The following is a 22899-nucleotide window of genomic DNA, read 5'->3' on the forward strand; positions in this document are numbered from 1 at the left end:
ACTAAAATAGCCGGTCAGCCGCGGAAAGGCTGACCAGCTATAGTGTCTTAAATATGTAAATGTAAAGATGAAAAAAATATTAGTAATTGTGGTAATGCTTTGTTTTAAACAGCTGGCATTCGCTCAAGGCGACATGCGGAATATGGCTGGGATGGAAAAACAACAGGCTGTTACTTACACCTGCCCTATGCATCCGGAAATTCATGCATCAAAGCCGGGCAATTGCCCAAAATGTGGTATGAAGCTGGTCAAAGAAAAAAGCAAAACCGTTGCAAAAAAGGCCTCTGGCATGCAAACGCCTGCAAATCCCACCACAAAAAAAACGGGTGGCATGGATGGAATGAAAATGGAAGAGGAGAAATCTAAATCAAATCCGGAAAAACCAACCGGTATGGAAATGCCGATGGGCAAGGACGACGGCAAGAAAACGGATAATATGGATGGAATGAAAATGGGTGACAACGATGCTGCGGCGGCTGGTATAAAAAGCGCCAAAGCCAATTTAGGCCCTATAAATACGATTGCAGCTGTTGCTCCTCCGCATACCGTCCGTTACGACTTATACATCAGGGATACTACGGTAATGCTTGGGAAAAAATCAAAGCGCGCCATTGCAGTAAATGGCCAGATCCCCATGCCCACGCTGACATTTACCGAAGGTGATACCGCTGAAATATGGGTTCACAATGAATTGAATGAAGAAACCTCACTTCACTGGCATGGATTGTTTTTACCCAATAAAATGGATGGCGTTCCTTACATTACACAGATGCCCATTAAACCTCATACCAAATATCTTTATAAGTTTCCAATCGTACAGCATGGTACCCACTGGTATCATAGCCATTCAGGATTGCAGGAGCAAATCGGTATGTACGGGGCCTTCATTATGAAAAAAAGGCAGGAATGGAATATTCCGACGGTCCCGGTTGTACTGAGCGACTGGATTGATATGAATCCCAAAGAAGTGGAAAGAAGTCTTCACAACCAAACCGACTGGTTTAGTATCCTTAAGGGAACCACCCAGAGCTATGCTGAAGCGATTCGTACCGGACATTTAAAAACTAAGCTGACTAATGAGTGGAAGAGAATGACCGCTATGGATGTGAGCGATGTGGCTTACGATAATTTTCTGATCAACGGTAAAAATCAGTCTACACTGCCGCAATTTAAGGCCGGTGATAAAGTAAGGTTGCGTATAGCCAACGGCGGAGCCTCTTCTTATTTTTGGCTAAATTGGGCGGGGGGTAAGATTACCGTGGTTGCCAATGATGGTAACGATGTAGAACCAGTTGAAGTGGACCGGCTTATTATCGCGGTATCAGAAACCTACGATATTGTGGTGACGATCCCCGAAAATAAAAGTTATGAATTTCTAGTCACCCCTGAGGACCGTACCAAGCATGCTTCGCTCTGGCTGGGTAGTGGCGAAAAAGTTGCGGCTGCAAAAATGCCGAAGCTAAAGTACTTTGCCGGCATGAAAATGATGAATGACATGATGGACATGAAGGGCAACCTGGTAAAGATGGAAGGGATGGACATGAAAAACCAGGAGATGGATATGAACACCGTCATGTATCCCGAGATTTCGGGACCTGAAAATCCGGCTGATACGGTGAAAATTAAGCAGGAGATGCGGAAGAGCGATATGGAAAAAAGCCCTGCGCCGACCAAGGATAGTAGCGAAAAGATACAGCCGCAGGGCGGTGCTCAAAGCATGGCCGGTATGGATATGGGAAATAGCAATGCAGATATTGTAACCCTAAGCTATGCAATGCTCCGGGCACCTGAAAAAACAACCTTGCGTCCAGGTCCGGTAAAAGAACTCAAATTTAATTTGACCGGTAACATGAATCGTTATGTCTGGAGTATAGATAACAAGGTAGTCTCCGAGGCGGATAAAATTTTGATCAAAAAGGGGGAAAATGTCCGTATCATTTTATATAATAATACGATGATGCGACATCCCATGCACCTGCACGGACATGATTTCAGAGTATTGAATGGGCAGGGCGAATATGCCCCGATGAAGAATGTCCTGGATATTATGCCTATGGAAAGTGATACTATCGAGTTTGCCGCGACCGAGCCGGGGGGTGATTGGTTCTTTCATTGCCATATCTTGTATCACATGATGAGCGGAATGGGACGGGTATTTAGTTACCAAGATACCCTGGTTGATAAAACGGATATTACAGATCCCAAGTTGGCAAGGCGTCGTTTAAATGCTGACGATCAAATGCCCCATCCTATGGCACGTATCGGATTAGAAAGTAGTGGGACAGACGGTGAAGTCATGTTTGCTAATACTAGATGGAAAGCTAACTCGATATGGCACCTGGGGTTAAATGCTAAAATGGGCTATGAGAGTGAAACGATGGTTGGTCGTTACATAGGCCGGAATCAATGGTTTTTCCCTTACGTCGGATTCGATTACCATTACAAACAATTTAATCCCAATGAAAAAAATATTTTTGGCAGCGATTACAGGAACCTATTCGGGCAGGTAAGCAACAAAGAAAGCCGCAGAACTGTGGTAGCCGGTATGGCCTACACTTTGCCGATGCTGGTCATAGCAGACGCGCGTATTGACGGTGACGGTAAATTACGGTTTCAATTGGGCCGTGAGGATATTCCTTTATCAAAACGCCTTCGTATGAATTTCATGATCAACACCGATAAAGAGTATGCAGCAGGACTAAGGTATATTGTCACCAAATACTTTTCCTTATCAAGTCATTATGACAGCGATATGGGATTGGGTGCAGGTTTAACAGTAACTTATTAAATTTAACTTAATGCCGGCTTCTAAGCCGGCATTAAGTTATTGGTAATTAATAAACATGCTCATGGAAATATTACTCATTACCTGGTTTTCTTTGACAGCGGCCTCAGTCGGATATGTTACTTATGATTTGGTAACCAGTACCCCTGAGATGAAAGTAATGAAATGGGGATGGATCTTGGTTACTTTATATACCGGCATCTTCGGACTGGCTATCTACATAATTTCGTGCCGGGAGCCCGCCCCAAACACCCATGAAAAATTTATCGCGCCGCTTTGGAAACAAGCGGTTGGTTCAACAATCCATTGCATGGCCGGAGATGCAACCGGCGTTATTGTGGTTGCTTTTCTGACTGCCGCGCTTGGTTTACCGATGTGGCTGGATAGTATCCTTGAATATTTGGCGGGCTTCGTTTTCGGTTTATTTATTTTTCAGGCCCTATTCATGAAAGATATGTTGGGTGGTACTTACCTGGCCGCCGTTCGTAAAACCTGGTATCCGGAATTGATGTCAATGAATTTTGTGATGTCCGGGATGATTCCGGTAATGATCATTCTGATGACCAACAACATGGAAAATATGGAAATTAGTTCACTGCGTTTTTGGGGAATCATGTCCCTTGCCTCCCTCATTGGGGGTTGCCTGGCCTACCCTGTCAACTGGTGGATGGTTAAAAACAAACTCAAACACGGTATGGGCACCCAACGGGTATTAGGAAAAGGCGGTGCCGTCATAAATAAGGATGAACCATCACCTGCGGTCATGCCCGGAATGAATATGGCATCCGGTGCAACCGCCAACGTCGCCATCAAAAATGGCCATGGCCAGATGACCATGCCTTCTTCCGAGAATATCAATAAAAAAATAATGGTTGCTGTTCTTTCCCTGCTCTTTCTTGTTCTTGGCGGTGCCGCTGCCGCTCATTGGGGTAGATATAAAATGCAGCCAGGACATACAAGTCAACCTATGAAAATGTGATGCTTAATCAATGAACGATGGATTATCAAACTACAAATAAAAAAAAGAAAGGCTTTTATGCGCGAATAGCGGCTCTTTTGCTGCTGTCAACAGGTGCATTAAATAGCTCGGCAGAACCTTACTACTCAAATACAAACAAAGTACCTGTACCTACCTCCGCTACCTATTATTCAATAGTAAGCGATACACCGTCGTTGACGCTCGAAGATAAAAGAAGTAAAAAATTAAATTTAACCGATTTAAAAGGAAAGGTCGTAGTAATCAATTTTTGGGCCCCATGGTGCGCGCCATGCAGGGAAGAGATGCCTGGTCTGGATAAATTATACAGGCGTTTGAAAAGCGATCCAAACCTGGTATTCGTTACTGTGGATATGGATCGTAATCTAAAAAAGTCTCTGGCTTTTATGAGTAGCAATAGATTGACGCTCCCTGTTTACGTGGCGGCGAGCCAGATTCCTGCGGATTTTATAGGCGATGCGATCCCTACAACAGTCATTTTAGATCAATCTGGAAAAATTGTGTTCAAACAGGAAGGGGGATTAGATTTTAACGATGAACATTTTATCAAATATTTAAAAAGTTTATTAACAAAATAAGCAGATAATGAAAGACACCCACAAATATCATCCCGGAGATATGAATAGCATATCATCGTCACATGAACATGAAAAACAAACCCTGGAGGCAGCAGTAAACAAGGAGCATATGAGGCACGGTAAAAACGATGCTCAAGCACGAATGGGAATGAGGGGCCATGATCATCACGCAATGATGATCGCTGATTTTAAGAAGCGGTTTTACGTTGTGCTGCTGCTAACCGTTCCTGTGATGTTGCTTTCCATGCAAATCCAGCAATGGCTGCGCCTTGAACTTCACTTTACAGGGTCTAATTACCTGCTATTCGGCCTGTCGACTGTAGTGTTTGTGTATGGCGGATGGCCATTTCTGACCGGATGGCTCAGTGAACTGAAAGCGAAAAGTCCGGGAATGATGACCTTGATTGGGTTTGCCATAACCGTCGCCTACATTTATAGTGCGGCAACCGTGTTCGGCTTAAAAGGAATGGACTTTTTTTGGGAACTAACCACCCTGATCGGGATCATGCTTTTAGGGCATTGGATTGAAATGCGTTCAGTCGCCGGAGCATCAAGGGAATTGGAGTTGTTGGTACAGTTGATGCCTGCTGAAGCGCATTTGATCAATGGAAAAAACACAACCGAAGTTAAAACGGATAGTTTAAAACTGGGCGACCTGATCCTGATCAAACCAGGAGAAAAAATCCCCGCTGACGGCATTATTGAGGATGGAGAAAGTTACCTCAATGAATCCATGCTGACGGGTGAATCTACTCCGGTGCAAAAAACAAAAGGACAGGATGTAATCGCAGGTTCTGTAAATGGCAACGGTTCACTAAAGGTAAAAGTGAGCCATAGTGGTGAAGATTCTTATTTGTCAAAAGTTATTACCTTGGTTAAAAATGCGCAGGATGCCAAATCCAATACACAGCTATTAGCCGATAAAGCAGCAAAATGGCTGACCATCATCGCGTTGATCGCCGGTATCGGCACTTTTGTCTTTTGGCTGGCTGATGGCAAAGACTTGGCCTTTGCAATGGAACGAATGGTTACGGTCATCGTGATCTGCTGTCCACACGCTCTAGGACTCGCTGTTCCGCTAGTGGTAGCTAAATCGACATCTCTTTCCGCGCAGCATGGTCTGTTAATTAAAAATCGGACCGCATTTGAAAACTCCCGTAAGATCAGCACTATTGTTTTCGATAAAACCGGCACCCTTACAATTGGAAAATTTGAAGTGGCCAGGGTAGTCGTTATCGACCATCAAAGCGACGATCATCAAAAATGGGAAAACGAACTCCTGCGTATCGTTGGCGCACTGGAGCAAAAATCGGAGCACCCCATCGCCACAGGAATCCTCGCTGAGATCAAGAAACGCTCCCTGGATGTTCCGGAAGCAAAAGATTTTCAGGCGATCACCGGTAAAGGAGTGGAAGCAATGGTCGAGGGTAAACATCTAAAAGTGATCAGCCCGGGTTATCTGAAAGAACAGCATATCAAATTACCGGAAGGGTTCGAGGCTAGTGGCAGTGAAACGGTGGTTTTCGTTATGATCAATGATGTTTTATACGGTTATATTGTTTTATCAGATATGATACGTCCTGAATCGGCTGAAGCCATACAAACCCTGCATGACAACGGGATCAAATCACTGCTTTTAACAGGCGATAATAAGCGGGTAGCTGAAAGTGTAAGTGACTATTTAAAAATGGACGGTTTTTTTGCCGAAGTTTTGCCTCATCAAAAATTAGATAAAATAAAGGAATTACAGCAAAAAGGCGAGTTTGTGGCTATGACCGGAGACGGGGTAAATGATGCCCCTGCCCTGGCACAGGCAGATATTGGCATTGCGGTGGGGTCCGGCAGTGATATTGCGGCAGAAACGGCCGGAATCGTTTTGGTCAATAGCAATCCGAAGGATATCGTTAATTTGATCTTGTTTGGTAAAGCCACTTACCGGAAAATGATTCAGAACCTGGCCTGGGCGACCGGTTACAATGTCGTTGCCCTGCCGCTCGCCGCCGGTGTGCTGTATAATCAGGGTATAGTATTAAACCCGGCAGCTGGAGCTGTATTAATGACCGTTAGCACGGTTGTCGTAGCCATTAATGCCAGCTTGTTAAAAGTAAAATAGTCATAACTTAATAATAGAATGATGGCATGGATTATTCAATTTATATCAGGCCTTTGCTGATTAGCGATGCGGAAAACAATTTAAAGTGGAGTATTGATCCGGAGCTCTGGAGATTAACCGGGGAAATGCCGGGAAAGTACATCTCGATGGATTTAGAAGCTGCATGGCTATCTTACGTGCTTCAGAATACAACAGATAAATGTTTTGCCATATGCCTTAATTTTCCTGATCATCACATTGGAAACATCGAACTAACGAATATTTCAGATGAAGAGGCCCGATGCAATGTACTTATCGGAGAAAAACTATTTTGGGGCAAAGGAATAGCGGGTAAGGCCTTATCCCTGGTCAGCGACTACGCCTTCTCCTATCTCAAATTAAAACGTCTCTACACAAAAATCTACTGTGAAAACAAGCCCGCGCTTTCAGTTTTTAAAAATTGTGGGTTTATCGAAAATGGATTAGCCGAAAATAATTTTATAAAGCTTACGCTCGATTTACAAGATCATCAAGTTAAATTGTCTCATTAACCATTTGCTAAAATAAGAATGATAAAAATTTTTAATTTATTTAAAAAATCGAAAGCCGAAACACGGGTTGACATAGATTTTTGTTCTTCATCTTATCGTCGTTATCAGAATAAACAAATTGTAATAGGCCCCCAATCGGATAGCTCAGGCTGTCATACCAAAAATACGGTCATCAGGGTCAAAACTAATATGCCAACAAATCCGGGATATAGTGTTTTCATTGAGAAGTCTGACGAACATACTACCGGAGATACGTCTGTCATGCCAATCCCTATGAGCATCGTGCATGCCAACAAATATATTACAGTTTTAAAAGGTTTTGGGGTTCACCCGAACGGAAGTAGATATTTAGATTACGGATTGACAGTACGCTGGACCGATCAGAGAATTGAAAAAATAATTTTTCATCTGCACGACAGGGATGTTAATATCGAGTTCAGTAAATGAAAGTGAAAATAATAAGTGCTATCTAACCGGCCTCTTTTTAAACCATTAAAAGCTATTGCTATGAGCTCAGATCAATTCACACGTAGATTACTAATCACTAACCTAATTATGCTATTGGCTATACAAATTGCGGTCGCGCAGGATCCGGTCAAAGGTAAAGCATTATTCACAGCCAACAACTGTGGTTCCTGCCATAAAATCGATGAACAAATGGTGGGGCCAGCCTTGGGGCCAATGGTGACAATGGGCCACAAAGAAGATTATCTGATTAGTTGGATACAAAACAATCAGGCCCTGATTGAAAAAAAGAATCCAGAGGCATTGGAGATTTATAATAAATTCAATCAGCAGCCGATGCCGGTGTTTAGTAACCTCACCAATAAGGATGTTAAGGATATCATTTCGTATATAAAAACCGAATGGAAAACCATGCAACCCGCCAACGATGATAAACACAGTAAAGGAAAAATTAGTGAAAGAAACTTATCTGCAGACAATACCTGGGCGATAATTGGATTAGTTATTACGTTGATTATCGCCTTTCTCATTATTGTTATGTTAAACAAGACAATCGCCCGGCTGGAAGGCCTGTTACTTAACAGAAAAAAAACATTACCAAAAAAACAGTTTTCAAAAAAGAAAAGATAGCCGGACAGCAATGAAACAATGTTGTTTCCTGCTTTTACTAAGAAGATTCCACTGTTAGTTGATTTAGATTTATAAGTTCCGTATCAGTAACAGTAGCACTTAGATTGATTTTTTAAGTAGTTAAATGACACCTTTGGGTTTGGCTTTTATTAATCATTAAGCAAAGTGGGTATACCGGCAAATAATCGTTAGCTTAGTTTAAACATTATATTGTGACTAAACCAAAAGCTATTATATTCTTAAATATTGGAACGGTTATTGTTTATCAAGTGGTTCACCAGTAATAAATTGAAATACCATGAAAATATTCTTTTGTATGATTGCCTTAACTGCGATCTCATTTAGCAGCGTGTATGCGGAACCAAACATAAACTCATCTGTAAAAGTTGATGTCTTTCAAACTCATAAGAAAAAAGTTATTCATAAGAAGAAAAAGCCCATGAAAATGAAAAAAGGAACCTCGATGGGTAAAATGAAAATGTAATTTAAAATTAGTTTTGAACGCCCCGGCTTACGGGGCTTTCTTATATCTGATGAATTATTTCTGAGACTTATTCAAGTTCTTCACCGACTATCATTAATCTATTTTTTGCTTACTGCCTTGTGATAATATCACTTCACCCTTTTTACGGAGCGTTTTGATCTTGTTCTTTTTTTAGTAATCCTATTACCCTATTATAATCCAATCGCTTGGCATATGTGGTCATACGCTGCACTCGCTTGGCGATAGCGATTATATCTGCTGTCAGGCCAAAAAGTTTAGTGCAACCCCTTTAAAAGCATTACATGGAGCACGGCAGGTGTGCGTGAACAACTGTCTTTCATAAATTCGCTTTGTAGAAACTTTTTACTTTAGTGTGTGGCAAATTTTTAATTTTTATCTATATTTGTGTGTTGAAAAAAGTTATTGCCCTATTGCTCGTATTTGCTTACGCAATCTCTGTTTACGGGGTTTCTGTAAATAGATTTTATTGCTGTGGGCAACTTTCAACCGTCAGTATTGCTAAAACTGCACAACTGAATTGTCCGAACAAGTCCGATCCCTCTTGTTGTAAAACAACTAAGCAAGAGTTTAAGATAAAAGATAATCATGTTTTTACAAAAACAAGTTCCATTGTATATGTACAATTTGCTCTAATAATTGCTGAGTATTATTTCCAAATTCCTGCTGAAAACATAAGCGTCAAAAATGCCCTGGCTTATAATAGTCATGCGCCGCCAGCCACTCAGGATGCGCTTTATACACTGTTTTGTACTTACAGAATCTGATTTCCCCCCCCCTTTTTCTTACGGTTTAATGGAGTATCTGGCTCTTTAAGCTGTAATCCCTTTTTTTATTAATCAAATTTGATGCAAGCCCATGCAATGGGATACCTATTTAAATTTTTAAAAATGAAAACTATCACATTTTCAACTATAATGCTTGTATTGTTGTTTTCAACAACACTTATTCAAGCTCATAGCTTAAATGCTACTGAAATTCTTTCAAATAATACTGTTATTACTGCCGTTCAACAACATCAACCTTCTGATTATAATGTTGTGGATAAAGGCGTCATCATCATATACAAACGTGAGCGTCCCGGAGATAAACTTAATCTTTTTAAACCTGTTGTTTCTTACTATTTCAGCTTGAAAGATTCTGAAAAGATATATTCCCTTACCCTGGAGAATTTGAAAAATATATACAGGGACGGTAAAGCTTTCGACTTGATAGATGGCAACTTCAGGACGGATAATGATTTGGTTTCTTACGATGCTTATCATCATCAGTACAGGATCAATTATTACCTGTCAAAAATCAATCATTCTTAAGGGATGCCCGTCTATTTATCTATTTTTAAATTAAAAAACAAATGAAAAAAGTAACCCTGATGGCTACGGCCATCTTTTTCTCTGCTGCAACCGTATTTGCTGCGGATCTACCCGTTAAAGCTTTATCGGACACCACGAAAAAAGTTAAACCGGCAAAAGTACAATATACCTGTACTATGCACCCGAAAGTATTAAGTGATAAGCCCGGCAAATGCCCTAAATGCGGTATGGAACTGGTAAAAAAGGAACCGGCTAAAAAGAAAGCTGAAACCATGAAGATGTAATTCATTTAAGCCGTCCGTCTGCCAGCTGGCAGACGGACGGCTTATCAAAACCTTTAAGATGATCAATCAACTTATTAGCCTGTCCTTAAAAAACAGGTATATCGTATTACTGATCGCCATTGTGCTTTTTGCATGGGGCGCTTATTCAGTACGTGAAAATCCTATTGATGCCATTCCCGACCTCTCGGAAAACCAGGTGATCGTATTTACGGAATGGGAAGGCCGCAGCCCGCAGATCATGGAAGACCAGGTAACCTACCCTTTGGTGAGTAACCTGCAGGGCATCCCCAAAGTCAAAGCCATCCGGGCCACCTCCATGTTTGGAATGAGCTTTGTTTATGTTGTCTTTCAGGACAATACGGATGTTTATTGGGCACGCAGCCGGGTATTGGAAAGGTTAAGTTATGCGCAGCGTCTATTGCCGGAAGGCATCACACCAACCCTCGGACCAGACGGAACGGGCGTGGGCCATATCCTGTGGTACACACTGGATGCCAAAGGCATAGACCTGGGCGAACAGCGGGCCTTACAGGACTGGTATGTCAAATTAGGACTGCAAACCGTACCGGGCGTGAGTGAAGTAGCCTCTTTCGGCGGCTTTGAAAAGCAGTACCAGATCAATATAGACCCGCATAAACTCAGTTATTACAATATCCCCCTATCACAGGTATTGAAGGCTGTTAAAAGTAATAACAATGATGTGGGCGGGCGCAAATTTGAAATGAACGGTACCGGGTATATTGTCCGTGGTCTCGGTTATATCAAGAGTTTGCAGGATGTAGAAAATATTTCCATCGGAACCATCAAGACCATTCCTGTCAGGGTGAAAGATATTGCAACAGTACAAATGGGTGGCGACCTGCGCCTGGGCATATTCGATCAGAACGGTGAAGGGGAAGCGGTTGGCGGTATCGTCGTCATGCGCTATGGAGAAAATGCCGATAAGGTCATTCACGCGGTTAAGGATAAAATGGCCGATATACAAAAAGGCTTTCCGCCGGGCGTGAAGTTTAAGATAGCTTATGACCGGAGTGAACTGATCGAAAACGCTATCGGTTCAGTTAAACATACATTAATCGAGGAAATGATCACGGTGTCAATCATCGTTATCCTGTTCTTACTGAGTTTAAAAAGCGCGTTGAGCATTATTATCCAGATCCCCATCACCATCGCGGCCAGCTTTATCCTGCTCAATGCCTTTGGCATTAGCTCCAATATTATGTCCTTAACCGGTATTGCCTTAGCCATCGGGGTGATCGTTGACAACGGGATCGTGATGGTAGAAAATTCGCACCGGAATTTATCCGCTGCACAAGAAAAAGAAAAATCATGACCACAGCAGAACGAATTAGAATTATAGAAGCATCCTGTAAACAGGTGGGCCGAGGCGTGTTCTTTTCCACGCTGATCATCGTAGCATCCTTTCTGCCGGTATTTATGCTGGAAGGACAGGAAGGCAAACTGTTTGGCCCTTTGGCGTGGACAAAAACTTTTATACTGGCTATCGATGCGATCCTCGCAGTTACGCTGGCCCCGGTATTGATCTCCTTTTTTCTGAAAGGTAAGCTGAGCTCAGATGACCGTAACCCATTGAATCGTTTTTTAGAACGCGTTTACCGGCCCATTTTAAACTGGTGCATTACCTGGCGCAAAACGACTATAGGTATCAACATCGTCGCACTACTGATCAGCATCCCGCTTTTGTTGAGCCTGGGCAGCGAATTTATGCCACCGCTCGATGAAGGAACGATCCTTTTTATGCCGGTTACCTTGCCGGATGTATCCAACTCAGAGGCTAAACAGCTTTTACAGGTACAGGACAGGATCATAAAAAGCGTGCCGGAAGTAAAAAACGTTTTAGGAAAGGCAGGCCGGGCGAATACCGCAACGGATAATTCACCGATCAGCATGGTGGAAACCATCATCCTGTTAAAACCAACCAGCGAATGGCGCAGGGGCATTAAAAAGGAAGATATTATCAATGAACTGAATAGCAAATTACAAATACCGGGTGTAGTGAATGGCTGGACACAGCCGATCATCAACCGGATCAATATGCTTTCAACCGGCATCCGTACCGATGTAGGTTTAAAGGTTTACGGCCAAAATCTGGATACCATTTATGCCTTGTCTAACCAAATGAAACAGGCTTTGCAGGGCATTAATGGTGTAAAGGATCTGTATGTTGACCCGATTACTGGCGGCAAATATTTGGATATTCAGGTAAACAAGGATGCTATTGGCAGATATGGCCTGAGCGTGGATGACGTGAACGAGGTAGTGGAAAGCGCGTTAGGCGGCATGAACCTTACACCAACCATTGAAGGTCGCAGGCGCTTCAGTGTGAATCTGCGCTTAGCGCAGGATTACCGGAGCAACCTGGAAGAGATCAGGCGCACCCTGGTTCAAACGATGAGTTATGGCCCTGTTCCGTTGTCGTCAGTTGCGGATATCAAGATCAGCGATGGCCCGGCGATGATCCAGTCTGAAAATGCCTTATTGCGTGGCACTGTATTGTTCAATGTCAGGGAACGCGACCTGGGCAGTACCGTGAAAGAAGCACAGGACAGGCTTAATACGATGGTAAAATCATTGCCCAAAGGCTATTTTATTGAATGGAGCGGCCAGTACGAGAATCTCATCCGTGCGGAGCGTACCTTAAAGCTCATTCTTCCCATCGTATTAATTATCATTTTTGGGTGTCTGTATTTTGCATTCCACTCTATCCGCGAAGCTTTTTTCAGTTTGATCAGTATCCCGTTTGCGCTGATCGGTGGCGCTTACATGGTGTATTTCTTTGGGGTGCATTTATCCGTTGCGGTTGCGGTCGGCTTTATCGCTCTGTTTGGTATCGCGGTAGAAACGGGTATCGTGATGGTGATCTATCTCAATGATGCGATGCAGCAATTAGTCGCTTTAAAAGGAGACTCGAAAGAAACCATAACCAAAGAAGACCTGCGCACCTATGTGATGAATGGAGCAGTAAAACGATTACGGCCCAAACTGATGACGGTTTGCGTAGCCTTGTTTGGTTTGGTGCCGGTGCTTTGGGCAACCGGGACTGGCAGTGATGTTATGCTGCCCATTGTGCTGCCAATGATTGGCGGGGTTTTAACTTCTTCCACGCATATTTTACTGGTTACCCCATTGATCTTCCTGATGGTCAAAGAATATGAACTAAGGAAGCATGGCAAACTGGACGTATTGGATGTAAAGGAATAATATCATGAAAACTAAATATCAAATCACCTATATAGTGCTTATCTGCTTTGCAGGGCTGACAGCAAAAGCTCAGGTTCAGCGCTTGCCTTTAGATAGCGTACTGGCGCGAATTACAGCTAACCCGTCATTGCAGGCGTATGATGCAAAAATAAGTGCGCAGGATGTTTATGCAACCGGATCAAAAAGCCTGGATGCGCCAAAGATCAGTGCAGGCCAGTATCAAACCCCTTATCAGGTCAATCCAAATACAGGATCCTTTATGATCCAGGCAGAGCAAATGTTCACCAACCCGGCTAAACTGCGGGCCAAAGAAGATTATATGAAAGGGATGTCCAAAGTAACCGCCGAGGATAAAAACTACCTGAAAAATCAACTGATCGCACAGGCGAAGCAATATTATTATGAACGTGTCGTGCTGGAGAAAAAACTAACCTTATTGAAAAACACGCAAAGCCTGCTGGAGTATATGCTCAAAGACGCGAATATCCGGCTTACTTATGGTAAAGAAAAGCTGCCTAATATTTACAAAGCCAAAGCAGACTTGTATCAGCTGGACAATACGCGGGAACAATTAAACGATGATATCAGCCAGAAGAATATCATGCTCAATACGCTGATGAACCGGGATAAACAAACGCCCTTTACCGTGGATACCAGCATTGTATTAAAGGAATACGAAACTGCTCTGACAGATACCGCAAGCCTTGCCAATGCCCGTAGTGATATTAAAGGGATCAGCCGGAATATTGATCTGCAGCAGTTGAATGCTAAAATGGAATACAGCAAGCGCAAGCCTGATTTCGGTATCCAGGCGGGACACATGTTCAGCTATGGGGGAATGGCGAACCAGTACATTTTAATGGCTTCGGTAACTATACCTATCGTCCCTTGGGCATCCAAAGAATACAAGGCCAACCTGAAAGGTATCCGGTATGAGGTAGCCGAACTACAGCAAAAAAAACTGGATATGCTGAACCAGGCTGAAGGGCAGCTGGCCGGTTTAAGAACGGATATGAGCAGCAAAAAAAGGCAGCTTAAAAACTATAAACAAAACATTATTCCTGCTTTACAGAATACGTACAAAACATCCCTGCTCGCTTATGAACAGAATACCGGCGATCTGCCATCTGTATTGGACAGCATTAAAGGTTTGCAGTCGGCCCGGATGGATGCTTTAGACCGTTTACAGGAACTTTTATTAGTACAGGTAGCTTATGAAAAAGAAAATGAAACTCATTAGGATCATACTGAGTGGTCTCCTGTTAATCACGATGCTGATCAGTGCCTGCTCGGATAAAAAGAAGCAATCCGGTATTGCTGCAGCACCGGTAAAAAGCGACATCAAATATACCTGCCCGATGCATCCGCAGATCATGGAAGATCATCCGGGCAATTGCCCCATATGCGGCATGACCCTGGTTAAAAAATCGGGCCAGACCAGTGAGCGGGCAGGCATCAGTCTGAACACGGTGTTGCAGCCAGTCAATTCATCGGTGATAGCTGACATAAATGCCATTAGCCCGGAAGAAAAATCGATTCCAACCCAAATCGTAGCCCAGGGCTATCTGGATTTTGATACACGGACATTTAATAACATTGCGGCCCGTTTTTCCGGACGTATCGAAAAGCTGTACATCAAATACGCATTCCAGAAAATACATGCAGGTCAGCGCATATTTGATATTTACAGCCCGGATATGGTTACCGCGCAGCAAGACCTGATCTATCTGATCAAAAATTCAGCCGGGGAAACGGGATTGATCAATGCGGCCAAACAAAAACTATCGTTATTAGGAATGACAACAGCACAGGTGGCCCTGGAAGTCAAAAGCGGTAATCCATTTTATAGTCTGCCGGTGTATAGTCCCTATGCCGGACATGTTCATGATATGCCGCATAGTCAAATGGCGGGCGTTACGAATGCCGAAGCACCACCAAATTTCGCAAACAATCTGCCGCTTTCCATCAAAGAGGGGATGTATGTAGAAAAAGGGCAGAATATTTTTAATGTGGTCAACCCGCATAAATTGTGGGCCGTGATCAAGATCGATCCATCGGCAGTTGCCGCTTTAAAAATAAACCAGTCTGTAAAGATCACCTTACCGGATATGCCCGGCAAAACAATCAGCGGGAAAGTCAACTTTATTGAACCTACCCTGCAGGACGGTGATAAAACCACCAGCATCAGGGTTTATATTGATAACATGGATCATGCCCTGAAAGTAAACAGCCTGGTTAACGCTAACATACAAACCCGTTCAGCAAAAGGCTTATGGATACCAAGATCGGCATTATTGGACTTAGGCCGTACAAAAATAGTATGGCTAAAAAAAGGGCCGTTATTTCAGGCTCATCAGGTAAATACGGGAATTATAAATGGCAATGAAATACAAATAACGAAAGGCTTATCCCTCACCGATAGCCTGGCTTCAAATGCTCAATATTTAACAGACAGTGAAGGATTTATTAAAACATCAGGCAATGAATAACAAGATCAAACAACATAGTTGGCTAAAACCATTGCAATTATTAGCCTTTTCCTTATTGATAGCTGCGCTGTTTGCCGCCTGTAAGCAAAAACCACAGCAGATTGTAAAAGTACAAAGCAAAGCTTATTACACATGTTCCATGCACCCGCAAATACACGAAGATCATCCAGGTAATTGCCCGATCTGTGGAATGAAGCTGATCAAAGTGGAGCTTACAGGAGGTAATATCAATACCGATATGAACAAGATCACTTTAACCGCTGGACAGATCCAGTTAGCAGGTATCAGGACAGACACGGTTCGGGAAGAAAATGTTGGGATTGAAAAAACATTGACCGGAACGGTAACCACTAATGAAAATACAGCAGCTGAGCTAAGTGCAAGAATAGCCGGCAGGATACAGCAGCTATTTGTGAGAACTACCGGCGAAAAAGTATCGGTCGGCCAGCCTGTGTATTCCCTTTATAGTGAAGACCTGCTGGAAGCTGAAAAGGAATACCTTCTGGCCAAACAGCAGCAGAAAGTGCTGCATAACCCGGATGTGGATTATCAGCAACTGATCAGTGCTGCCGAAAACAAACTGCAACTTTGGGGTCTGTCACCGGCACAGATCAGGAGCTTAGCTGCTTCCGGAAAAACATCTGCGATGACAACCGTTTTAAGCAAAATTAGCGGAACAGTTAGTGAAATAGCAGTTCATGAGGGAGATTATGTAACCGAGGGCATGTCCATACTGAAAACGCAGGCGTTAAACAGCTTATGGATAGAAGCTCAATTGTATGCCGGTGAAGCTGGGAATTATAAGCTAAATGACCAGGTTAGTGTTTCATTTCCTGACCTCGGCGGACAGGTCATTGCAGGTAAGGTTGAGTTTATTAACCCTGAATTATCGGATGCCTCCAAAGTGGATCTGATCAGGATCAGTATTCCTAACTCGCAAGACTTAATTAGACCCGGAATGCTGGCCTATATTTCTATTGCAAATAGTAAACAGCGTTCATTGGCCGTGCCTGCCTCTGCTGTTTTAACTGACGGCAAAGGGAGCCTGGTTTGGATAAAAAATGCAGATGGCAGCTTTTCAGCAAAAATGATAAAATCGGGTGCGGGTAACTCAAATTATGTATCTGTCCTTTCCGGCTTAAATCCTGGCGATATTGTGGTAACGAATGGCGCTTATTTATTAAACAGCGAAGCTATTTTTAAAAATGGGAATAATAGCATGAGCGGCATGAAAATGTAATTATAATATTTGGCACCAGTATTTAAGTAATTGCTTAAATACTGGTATATTTGCTGCTTAATTATGGAGATGAGCACCTGTAAACGAATTTTTGCTGATTCTGGACAAATTAAGAATTGCAAAGAAACCATTAAAGAAAACCAACAAGAATTTTCCGCATTGTCAGCGGCTTTAGCTTTAGCAGGTAATGAGGTCAGGTTGAAGATATTTTTTCTTTTGCACCAGGAAAAAGAATTGTGTCCCTGCGATCTCAGTAATATTCTGGAAATGACTATTCCGGCTATATCCCAACATCTGCGTAAATTAAAAGACGGCGGATTGATACAGTTTCGTAAGTCCGGGCAAACTATATTTTATTCGATTTGTCCGCCACATTTACCTTTGCTCCAACCTTTGTTTAATTTAATCAATCAGCCTTTATCAACCATCAAAGCATGAGCGTCAACATTCAAAACAGCTGGATTGGTGGCCTCGTTGCCGCATTAGCAGCATCCCTTTGCTGCATTACACCCTTGCTCGCCATATTTGGAGGAATAAGCGGGGCAGCTACCTATTTTAACTGGATAGAACCTTTCCGGCCTTATATTATTGGTTTGACCATGCTGATTTTTGCTGTGGCCTGGTATCAGCAATTGGCTGTGGTTCGCCGTGGGCAAGAGGATTGTTGTGAGCCTGTAAAACGATCATTCTGGAAGTCGAAAAAGTTTCTGCTCGTCGTAACCCTGTTTTCAGGAGTGGTAATTGCCTTTCCCTATTATTCTTCTTTTTTTTACAAAACCACTCAACCAATAGCAACCATTACTCCGCAAGCTAAATTCAAATTTGTTAAACTGAATATTAAAGGCATGGGCTGTGCGGATTGTACCAAACATATTGATGGAGTTTTAATGGGACTTAACGGCGTATCTGCATCCAACACGTCTTTTGAAAATGCGGAAACAGCTGTCCGTTATGATCCAACCAAAACGAACACCGACAGCATCAATCTAAAAATAAAAGAAATAGGGTATCAATCTACTTTGATCAAAAATAACTAATCTCATGGCAACAACGATCCTGCTTAATTCTATAATTACCTGTCCTCAATGCGGCTTTCAAAAAGAAGAAGAAATGCCAACTGATGCCTGCCAGTTTTTCTATGAATGTGAAAGCTGCAAGACCCGTTTAAAGCCGCTGGCTGGTGATTGCTGTGTCTTTTGCAGTTACGGATCAGTCAAATGTCCACCTGTTCAGCAGGGTACATCTTGCTGCGGTTAGAAGTCGTTACTTGAATACTTTGTAAAACATGTATAAATTACATACAGGCAGCAATCGGCCAGTTTCAAGCTGCCATCCCTGACCTCCGGATCATGAACGGGCCGGTCAAAGCCCATCACTTCATGCAGTTCATATTTTGAGTTGCCCCGGTAGTGATTCATCACTTCATGATGCGCCATTCGGAATAAGCATGATGGCAGGTTACGCACCTTTTTAACCAGTTCAACATAACTGTCGATTTTAAGGTATAGGTTCTGCAATATATCATGGCATTCTTCACCGTGATTGACTTTGCCGCATACATACTGCTTCAAGCCCTTATCAAACTGTTTCCAGATGTTTAATGTCTCGTTATGCATATCAGTAAGCTTTGCGCAAGCGGTCAGCAAGTTCATCCGGTAACGGACTATCTTCAACTGCTTTAGCCGCCCGTTCAACATTGTAAGGTACCCTGATAGAGTCCACATGGATTCCATCCCTGTCATTAACCGAACTGCTTTCATTTATAGTCAGCAGCACATAGCAGCAATTGGGGTTGCCATCTTTTGGTTTGCCAACGGAACCGATATTAATGACATGCTTAAAGCTGCCGTTATCATCAATGATGCGATGATAAGGTAAATGGGAATGACCAACACATAAAATATCCGCCTCAGCTTCGTTCATCATCGCCAGTACATAAGTTTCGTCAGTATCTTCCAAAACATATTCATTGATACTGCGGGTACTGCCATGCGCCAGAACTATATTCAAATGATCATTATTCAATTGAAATTCCAGTTTAATATGTGCGGGTAACATAGTCAGGTATTGCCTGTTTTCGGCAGAAACCAGTTCATAAGCGTAGCCTTTTGTCTTTTGGTCGTGGTTCCCAGCCAATGTGGCAATACCGCGCCTGCGGATTTCAGCAATGATCTCATTAGGCCAGATGTTATATCCGATCATATCGCCTAAACAATAAACCGCATCCACTTTACGACTGTCCAGGTCTGTTAAAAATGCTTCAAATGCCGGCAGGTTGGCATGTATATCAGAAAATAGTGCTATCCTCATTATCCGTTCCTTAACATATCTGCATATTCGTTCGGAAGCTGGCTATCTTCCACGGCTTTGGCCGCTTTTTCTATATCATAGTCAAAGCGGATAAATTCTACCTTAATGCTGTTCTTATCTTTAACAGAACTGTTTTCATTGATCTGCAGCAACACATAACCACCGCGCGGGTCTTTATCTTTCGGTTTACCAACCGAGCCGATATTGATGGCATGACGGTAATGGGTATCCTCCGTGATTTCAGTTGGTAAAATGCGGTGATAGGGCTGGTGGGTATGGCCGAAGCACATCACATCGGCATCACCTCCTTCCATAATACGCAGCATACTTTTTTCATCCCTGTCTTCAAACAGGTATTCATTTACTTTACGGGGACTGCCGTGTACAAAAAGCACGTTCAGTTTATCATTATTCAATTGAAACTCTAAACGAATATGTGCAGGAAGGGTACGCAGATAAGCCCTTTGCTCATCTTTCACCACTTCGTTGGTATAAGCAATGGATACTTTGCCCATCGCTTTTTCCTCGTCGGTTTTATAGGCACAGCCGCAATCATCGCTGTGACGGCCGATGCCAAAATCATAGTTTCCGGTAATACAGGGGATGCCTCGTTTACGGATCTCGTCAATGACTTCATTTGGCCAGATATTATAACCTACAAGGTCACCCAGGCAATAAATGGCATCAGGCTTTTGAGTTTCTACGTCATTGAAGAAAGCCTCCAGCGCCGGTAAGTTAGCGTGTATATCAGAAAAAAGAGCAATCTTCATTATTGTATAGTAGTTAGCGTTTTAGTTTTAGAGGTATAGTATTTTTTACGGAAATAGAAAGCGAGGTTAACTAAAGCGATCAGCGCAGGCACTTCCACTAATGGACCAATCACCCCGGCAAAAGCTTCGCCTGAATTAATGCCAAAAACACCAATTGCAACTGCAATGGCCAGTTCAAAGTTGTTACCGGTAGCGGTAAAAGCGATAGAGGTGCTCTTGGAATAATCCGCACCAAATGATTTGCCGATAAAAAAGCTTAGCACGAACATGATGGTAAAGTAGATCACCAGCGGAATTGCTATCCGCAATACATCAAAAGGTATATGTACGATCAGGTTTCCTTTTAAGCTGAACATGACCACGATGGTAAATAGCAAAGCTATCAGGGTGATGGGCGATATGAACGGTACATATTTCGTTTGGAACCATTCTTCGCCTTTGAGTTTGATTAAAGTGTAACGGCTGATAACGCCTGCGGCAAAGGGAATGCCTAAGTAAATGCCCACGCTTTTCGCAATCTCACCGATGGTGATATTTACGGCTAACCCTTTCAGGCCAAATAATGGCGGCAATACGGTAATAAACAGGTAAGCATAGACACTGTACAACAGCACCTGGAAGATACTGTTCAAAGCGATCAGACCAGCGGCGTATTCGCGGTTGCCTTCTGCCAGTTCATTCCAAACTACCACCATCGCGATACAACGGGCTAAACCGATCAGTATCAATCCGACCATATAAGCCGGATGGTCGCGTAATAAAGTTATCGCCAATACAAACATCAATACCGGCCCGATGATCCAGTTAAGGATAAGTGAAGCGCTTAATACTTTCGTATCCTTGAACACCTCGCCCATGTTCCCGTATTTCACTTTGGCCAACGGTGGGTACATCATTAAGATCAAACCGATAGCTAAAGGGATATTGGTTGTACCGCTCGAAAAGGAGTTGATAAAACCAGACGATGAGGGAATGAAATAGCCAATAGCTACGCCAATAGCCATCGCCAGGAATATCCAAAGGGTTAAGTAGCTATCAAGGAAGCTAAGTTTTTTGCGTTCTGCCGCCGGGGCACAGTTGTTTGCTGACATAATTTATGGCGTATATCGGGTTTTAATATGAATTGAGTGTAAACTACTTCCAGTTTTCTTTGAATTTAGAGGCGGCAAAAAACATTTCCGCTGTAATTAATTTGGCTTGCGCCTCGTATTGCTCCTCGGTCGCACCTGCTGGCAAAGCTGCATATTTTAGTTTAACGGCGAACTTATCGGGGCTGGCCAGCAGTGAAGCCGCGCTTTCCTGTGCCAGCACATGGATCGCCTGCGGGTTTGAAGGCGAGGTTTCCATTGTCACCGAACCACCCTGGTCGTTATATTTGGCTTCGTCACCGCTGAGCTTAAAGCCCAGTTTCGCTAATGCCGGGGCTACTTTAGGAGAAGATGAAGCACCAACTACGAAGATCTTTACATCATTGATACCGTAAGATGCTAACGCTGATTTTAATACCGCTTTAGCAACCGGTGCACTAAAGCCATCGTTGCCGACAAACTCTACGATCACCGGTAGTTTCTTGCCTTTAGTAACGATGCCCAATTGCTGGATACCGTAAAGCACTTCCTGCCGTTCATCTGTAACGAGAGTGCTCTTTTTGATCTGTTTAAAGGCTTGCGCGAGTTCAGGATAGATGGGGTCTGCCACTGGTGCAAAAGCGGAACTTACTACCAGTAGGCCTGCTAAGAAAAGTAAGGATAAGTGTTTCATGATTTTTAAGTTTGGTGGTTAAATTGGTTTATTGCTATTTAACGATTGATAAGGTCAAAAAAGGTTAGTTAACGTGTTTACTTACAAAACCAGCCGCGTAAACTTTGATCATATCACGTACCCTGCGAAACTCATCCATTACGTCTTCGGGTGTGCCGGTCGCTTTAGCCGGATCGGGAAAGTTCTCGTGGAAGCGTTCCACCTGACCCGGAAAGAATGGGCAGGCTTCATTGGCGTTATCGCAAACGGTGATCACCCGGTCAAATGGGATAGCCGTATATTCATCTACATGTTTAGAGGTATGTTTGGAGATATCAATATGATCTTCAGCCATCACCTGTATGGCTTTGGGATTAACACCGTGCGTTTCAATTCCTGCACTGTAAACATTGGCCTTATCAACTGCAAAAAAGCGCAGGTAACCTTCGGCCAATTGGCTGCGGCAGCTGTTACCGGTGCAAAGCACTAATATGTTTTTCTTGCTCATAATTCTTTTTTCATAACAATAGCTGATACCGGGCAAACGTGGCTAAACTCGGATGATCCTTGAACCTCGGCAGGCACTTCTTCCCGGGTAATTTGGTTGTATCTCTTTCGCTCGAAGTACGCCGATGCTGTTTCTGTTAATAGGTACAAAGCTGAAAGGTCATTCTTTTTGCTCATACTGTCCAGTCTTGCCAATAGTTTGCCAGCGATTCCGGCATTTCTATGTTCACGGTGCACGGCTAAAGAGCGTAACAATCCGTAACTGCCATAAACCTCAACACCACCGACACCAACCACATTACCATCCTGAATGGCAACAATAAAATTATCCAGCGTTTCCGGCAGGTCGGCTACCGCTAGCTTTTCAGCCACCAGCAGCTCAACTATTTTGTCCCGGTATGTTTGCGCTTGGTCGATGATCATA

25 protein-coding genes are annotated in these 22899 nt (G+C 43.1%); 18 read left to right on the forward strand and 7 right to left on the reverse strand.

Going from position 1 to position 22899, the window contains the following annotated elements:
• Positions 1-67 precede the first annotated feature (67 nt).
• The 18 genes from G7092_RS17720 to G7092_RS17805 all read left to right on the forward strand — a co-directional run bounded on the left by G7092_RS17720 (position 68) and on the right by G7092_RS17805 (position 18405).
• The gene (locus G7092_RS17720) at positions 68-2788 is read left to right on the forward strand and encodes a multicopper oxidase domain-containing protein (protein WP_112658213.1); all 2721 of its coding nucleotides are present in this window, start codon (positions 68-70) and stop codon (positions 2786-2788) included.
• 61 nt (positions 2789-2849) lie between these two features.
• Positions 2850-3764, forward strand: a complete 915-nt coding sequence (locus G7092_RS17725; protein ID WP_208057684.1) for a DUF4396 domain-containing protein — start codon at positions 2850-2852, stop codon at positions 3762-3764.
• Between the two features lie 17 nt (positions 3765-3781).
• Positions 3782-4360, forward strand: a complete 579-nt coding sequence (locus G7092_RS17730) for a TlpA family protein disulfide reductase (protein WP_112658217.1) — start codon at positions 3782-3784, stop codon at positions 4358-4360.
• A gap of 7 nt (positions 4361-4367) precedes the next feature.
• Positions 4368-6473 (forward strand): copper-translocating P-type ATPase, encoded by a 2106-nt coding sequence (locus tag G7092_RS17735; protein ID WP_223266102.1) that lies wholly within the window; start codon positions 4368-4370, stop codon positions 6471-6473.
• 26 nt (positions 6474-6499) lie between these two features.
• On the forward strand, positions 6500-7003 hold the full coding sequence (locus G7092_RS17740; protein WP_112658219.1) for a GNAT family N-acetyltransferase: 504 nt from the start codon (positions 6500-6502) through the stop codon (positions 7001-7003).
• Between the two features lie 18 nt (positions 7004-7021).
• Positions 7022-7450, forward strand: coding sequence for a hypothetical protein (locus tag G7092_RS17745; protein WP_112658221.1), 429 nt, complete (start codon positions 7022-7024; stop codon positions 7448-7450).
• Positions 7451-7510: 60 nt separating this feature from the next.
• The gene (locus tag G7092_RS17750; RefSeq protein WP_129568224.1) at positions 7511-8098 is read left to right on the forward strand and encodes a c-type cytochrome; all 588 of its coding nucleotides are present in this window, start codon (positions 7511-7513) and stop codon (positions 8096-8098) included.
• 894 nt (positions 8099-8992) lie between these two features.
• Positions 8993-9367 carry an HYC_CC_PP family protein gene (locus tag G7092_RS17755; RefSeq protein WP_129568223.1) on the forward strand — a complete coding sequence of 125 codons (375 nt, stop codon included), beginning with the start codon at positions 8993-8995 and terminating at the stop codon, positions 9365-9367.
• A gap of 123 nt (positions 9368-9490) precedes the next feature.
• Complete coding sequence (locus G7092_RS17760; RefSeq protein ID WP_129568222.1) at positions 9491-9913, forward strand: hypothetical protein; 423 nt, start codon at positions 9491-9493, stop codon at positions 9911-9913.
• Between the two features lie 41 nt (positions 9914-9954).
• A complete protein-coding gene (locus G7092_RS17765; protein WP_112658229.1) occupies positions 9955-10197 on the forward strand; it encodes a heavy metal-binding domain-containing protein in 243 nt (80 codons plus the stop codon).
• 58 nt (positions 10198-10255) lie between these two features.
• A complete protein-coding gene (locus tag G7092_RS30825; RefSeq protein WP_112658231.1) occupies positions 10256-11530 on the forward strand; it encodes an efflux RND transporter permease subunit in 1275 nt (424 codons plus the stop codon).
• The gene (locus tag G7092_RS30830) at positions 11527-13419 is read left to right on the forward strand and encodes an efflux RND transporter permease subunit (RefSeq protein WP_112658233.1); all 1893 of its coding nucleotides are present in this window, start codon (positions 11527-11529) and stop codon (positions 13417-13419) included. Before G7092_RS30825 ends, G7092_RS30830 begins: the two co-directional genes overlap by 4 nt.
• A gap of 4 nt (positions 13420-13423) precedes the next feature.
• On the forward strand, positions 13424-14659 hold the full coding sequence (locus G7092_RS17780) for a TolC family protein (RefSeq protein WP_112658235.1): 1236 nt from the start codon (positions 13424-13426) through the stop codon (positions 14657-14659).
• Positions 14634-15908: a heavy metal-binding domain-containing protein gene (locus G7092_RS17785; protein WP_112658237.1), complete on the forward strand. Its 1275-nt coding sequence runs from the start codon at positions 14634-14636 to the stop codon at positions 15906-15908. The genes G7092_RS17780 and G7092_RS17785 overlap by 26 nt, the downstream gene beginning before the upstream one ends.
• A complete protein-coding gene (locus tag G7092_RS17790; RefSeq protein WP_112658239.1) occupies positions 15901-17148 on the forward strand; it encodes an efflux RND transporter periplasmic adaptor subunit in 1248 nt (415 codons plus the stop codon). Before G7092_RS17785 ends, G7092_RS17790 begins: the two co-directional genes overlap by 8 nt.
• A gap of 63 nt (positions 17149-17211) precedes the next feature.
• On the forward strand, positions 17212-17586 hold the full coding sequence (locus G7092_RS17795; protein ID WP_112658241.1) for an ArsR/SmtB family transcription factor: 375 nt from the start codon (positions 17212-17214) through the stop codon (positions 17584-17586).
• Entirely contained in the window at positions 17583-18185 is a 603-nt protein-coding gene (gene merTP / locus G7092_RS17800) for a mercuric transport protein MerTP (protein WP_112658243.1), read from the forward strand. The genes G7092_RS17795 and merTP overlap by 4 nt, the downstream gene beginning before the upstream one ends.
• A gap of 4 nt (positions 18186-18189) precedes the next feature.
• Complete coding sequence (locus tag G7092_RS17805) at positions 18190-18405, forward strand: GDCCVxC domain-containing (seleno)protein (RefSeq protein WP_112658245.1); 216 nt, start codon at positions 18190-18192, stop codon at positions 18403-18405.
• On the opposite strand, the gene G7092_RS17810 is transcribed toward G7092_RS17805, so the two are convergent.
• The 7 genes from G7092_RS17810 to arsN2 all read right to left on the reverse strand — a co-directional run bounded on the left by G7092_RS17810 (position 18402) and on the right by arsN2 (position 22898).
• Positions 18402-18764 carry a hypothetical protein gene (locus G7092_RS17810; RefSeq protein WP_129568221.1) on the reverse strand — a complete coding sequence of 121 codons (363 nt, stop codon included), beginning with the start codon at positions 18762-18764 and terminating at the stop codon, positions 18402-18404. The two genes, G7092_RS17805 and G7092_RS17810, sit on opposite strands and share 4 nt — an antisense overlap.
• A 1-nt stretch (position 18765) precedes the next feature.
• Complete coding sequence (locus tag G7092_RS17815; RefSeq protein WP_112658249.1) at positions 18766-19458, reverse strand: metallophosphoesterase family protein; 693 nt, start codon at positions 19456-19458, stop codon at positions 18766-18768.
• The gene (locus G7092_RS17820; RefSeq protein WP_112658251.1) at positions 19458-20228 is read right to left on the reverse strand and encodes a metallophosphoesterase family protein; all 771 of its coding nucleotides are present in this window, start codon (positions 20226-20228) and stop codon (positions 19458-19460) included. Before G7092_RS17820 ends, G7092_RS17815 begins: the two co-directional genes overlap by 1 nt.
• Entirely contained in the window at positions 20228-21319 is a 1092-nt protein-coding gene (gene arsB, locus G7092_RS17825) for an ACR3 family arsenite efflux transporter (RefSeq protein ID WP_112658253.1), read from the reverse strand. Before arsB ends, G7092_RS17820 begins: the two co-directional genes overlap by 1 nt.
• A gap of 43 nt (positions 21320-21362) precedes the next feature.
• Positions 21363-21989, reverse strand: a complete 627-nt coding sequence (locus G7092_RS17830) for a hypothetical protein (RefSeq protein ID WP_112658255.1) — start codon at positions 21987-21989, stop codon at positions 21363-21365.
• Positions 21990-22053: 64 nt separating this feature from the next.
• Positions 22054-22476, reverse strand: coding sequence for an arsenate reductase ArsC (locus G7092_RS17835; RefSeq protein WP_112658257.1), 423 nt, complete (start codon positions 22474-22476; stop codon positions 22054-22056).
• Positions 22473-22898 carry an arsenic resistance N-acetyltransferase ArsN2 gene (arsN2, locus tag G7092_RS17840; protein ID WP_112658259.1) on the reverse strand — a complete coding sequence of 142 codons (426 nt, stop codon included), beginning with the start codon at positions 22896-22898 and terminating at the stop codon, positions 22473-22475. Before arsN2 ends, G7092_RS17835 begins: the two co-directional genes overlap by 4 nt.
• Position 22899 lies beyond the last annotated feature (1 nt).

The sequence above is a fragment of the Mucilaginibacter inviolabilis genome (assembly GCF_011089895.1).
GTDB lineage: Bacteria > Bacteroidota > Bacteroidia > Sphingobacteriales > Sphingobacteriaceae > Mucilaginibacter > Mucilaginibacter inviolabilis.

Coding starts and splice junctions, on each gene's coding strand:
- G7092_RS17720 (WP_112658213.1), top strand. CDS start 68: ATGAAAAAAATATTAGTAATTGTGGTAATGCTTTGTTTTAAACAGCTG.
- G7092_RS17795 (WP_112658241.1), top strand. CDS start 17,212: ATGGAGATGAGCACCTGTAAACGAATTTTTGCTGATTCTGGACAAATT.
- G7092_RS17760 (WP_129568222.1), top strand. CDS start 9,491: ATGAAAACTATCACATTTTCAACTATAATGCTTGTATTGTTGTTTTCA.
- G7092_RS17790 (WP_112658239.1), top strand. CDS start 15,901: ATGAATAACAAGATCAAACAACATAGTTGGCTAAAACCATTGCAATTA.
- G7092_RS17815 (WP_112658249.1), bottom strand. CDS start 19,458: ATGAGGATAGCACTATTTTCTGATATACATGCCAACCTGCCGGCATTT.
- G7092_RS17740 (WP_112658219.1), top strand. CDS start 6,500: ATGGATTATTCAATTTATATCAGGCCTTTGCTGATTAGCGATGCGGAA.
- merTP (WP_112658243.1), top strand. CDS start 17,583: ATGAGCGTCAACATTCAAAACAGCTGGATTGGTGGCCTCGTTGCCGCA.
- G7092_RS17765 (WP_112658229.1), top strand. CDS start 9,955: ATGAAAAAAGTAACCCTGATGGCTACGGCCATCTTTTTCTCTGCTGCA.
- G7092_RS17785 (WP_112658237.1), top strand. CDS start 14,634: ATGAAAAAGAAAATGAAACTCATTAGGATCATACTGAGTGGTCTCCTG.
- G7092_RS17830 (WP_112658255.1), bottom strand. CDS start 21,989: ATGAAACACTTATCCTTACTTTTCTTAGCAGGCCTACTGGTAGTAAGT.
- arsB (WP_112658253.1), bottom strand. CDS start 21,319: ATGTCAGCAAACAACTGTGCCCCGGCGGCAGAACGCAAAAAACTTAGC.
- G7092_RS17835 (WP_112658257.1), bottom strand. CDS start 22,476: ATGAGCAAGAAAAACATATTAGTGCTTTGCACCGGTAACAGCTGCCGC.
- arsN2 (WP_112658259.1), bottom strand. CDS start 22,898: ATGATCATCGACCAAGCGCAAACATACCGGGACAAAATAGTTGAGCTG.
- G7092_RS17730 (WP_112658217.1), top strand. CDS start 3,782: ATGGATTATCAAACTACAAATAAAAAAAAGAAAGGCTTTTATGCGCGA.
- G7092_RS17745 (WP_112658221.1), top strand. CDS start 7,022: ATGATAAAAATTTTTAATTTATTTAAAAAATCGAAAGCCGAAACACGG.
- G7092_RS17820 (WP_112658251.1), bottom strand. CDS start 20,228: ATGAAGATTGCTCTTTTTTCTGATATACACGCTAACTTACCGGCGCTG.
- G7092_RS17725 (WP_208057684.1), top strand. CDS start 2,850: ATGGAAATATTACTCATTACCTGGTTTTCTTTGACAGCGGCCTCAGTC.
- G7092_RS17780 (WP_112658235.1), top strand. CDS start 13,424: ATGAAAACTAAATATCAAATCACCTATATAGTGCTTATCTGCTTTGCA.
- G7092_RS30825 (WP_112658231.1), top strand. CDS start 10,256: ATGATCAATCAACTTATTAGCCTGTCCTTAAAAAACAGGTATATCGTA.
- G7092_RS17735 (WP_223266102.1), top strand. CDS start 4,368: ATGAAAGACACCCACAAATATCATCCCGGAGATATGAATAGCATATCA.
- G7092_RS30830 (WP_112658233.1), top strand. CDS start 11,527: ATGACCACAGCAGAACGAATTAGAATTATAGAAGCATCCTGTAAACAG.
- G7092_RS17810 (WP_129568221.1), bottom strand. CDS start 18,764: ATGCATAACGAGACATTAAACATCTGGAAACAGTTTGATAAGGGCTTG.
- G7092_RS17750 (WP_129568224.1), top strand. CDS start 7,511: ATGAGCTCAGATCAATTCACACGTAGATTACTAATCACTAACCTAATT.
- G7092_RS17805 (WP_112658245.1), top strand. CDS start 18,190: ATGGCAACAACGATCCTGCTTAATTCTATAATTACCTGTCCTCAATGC.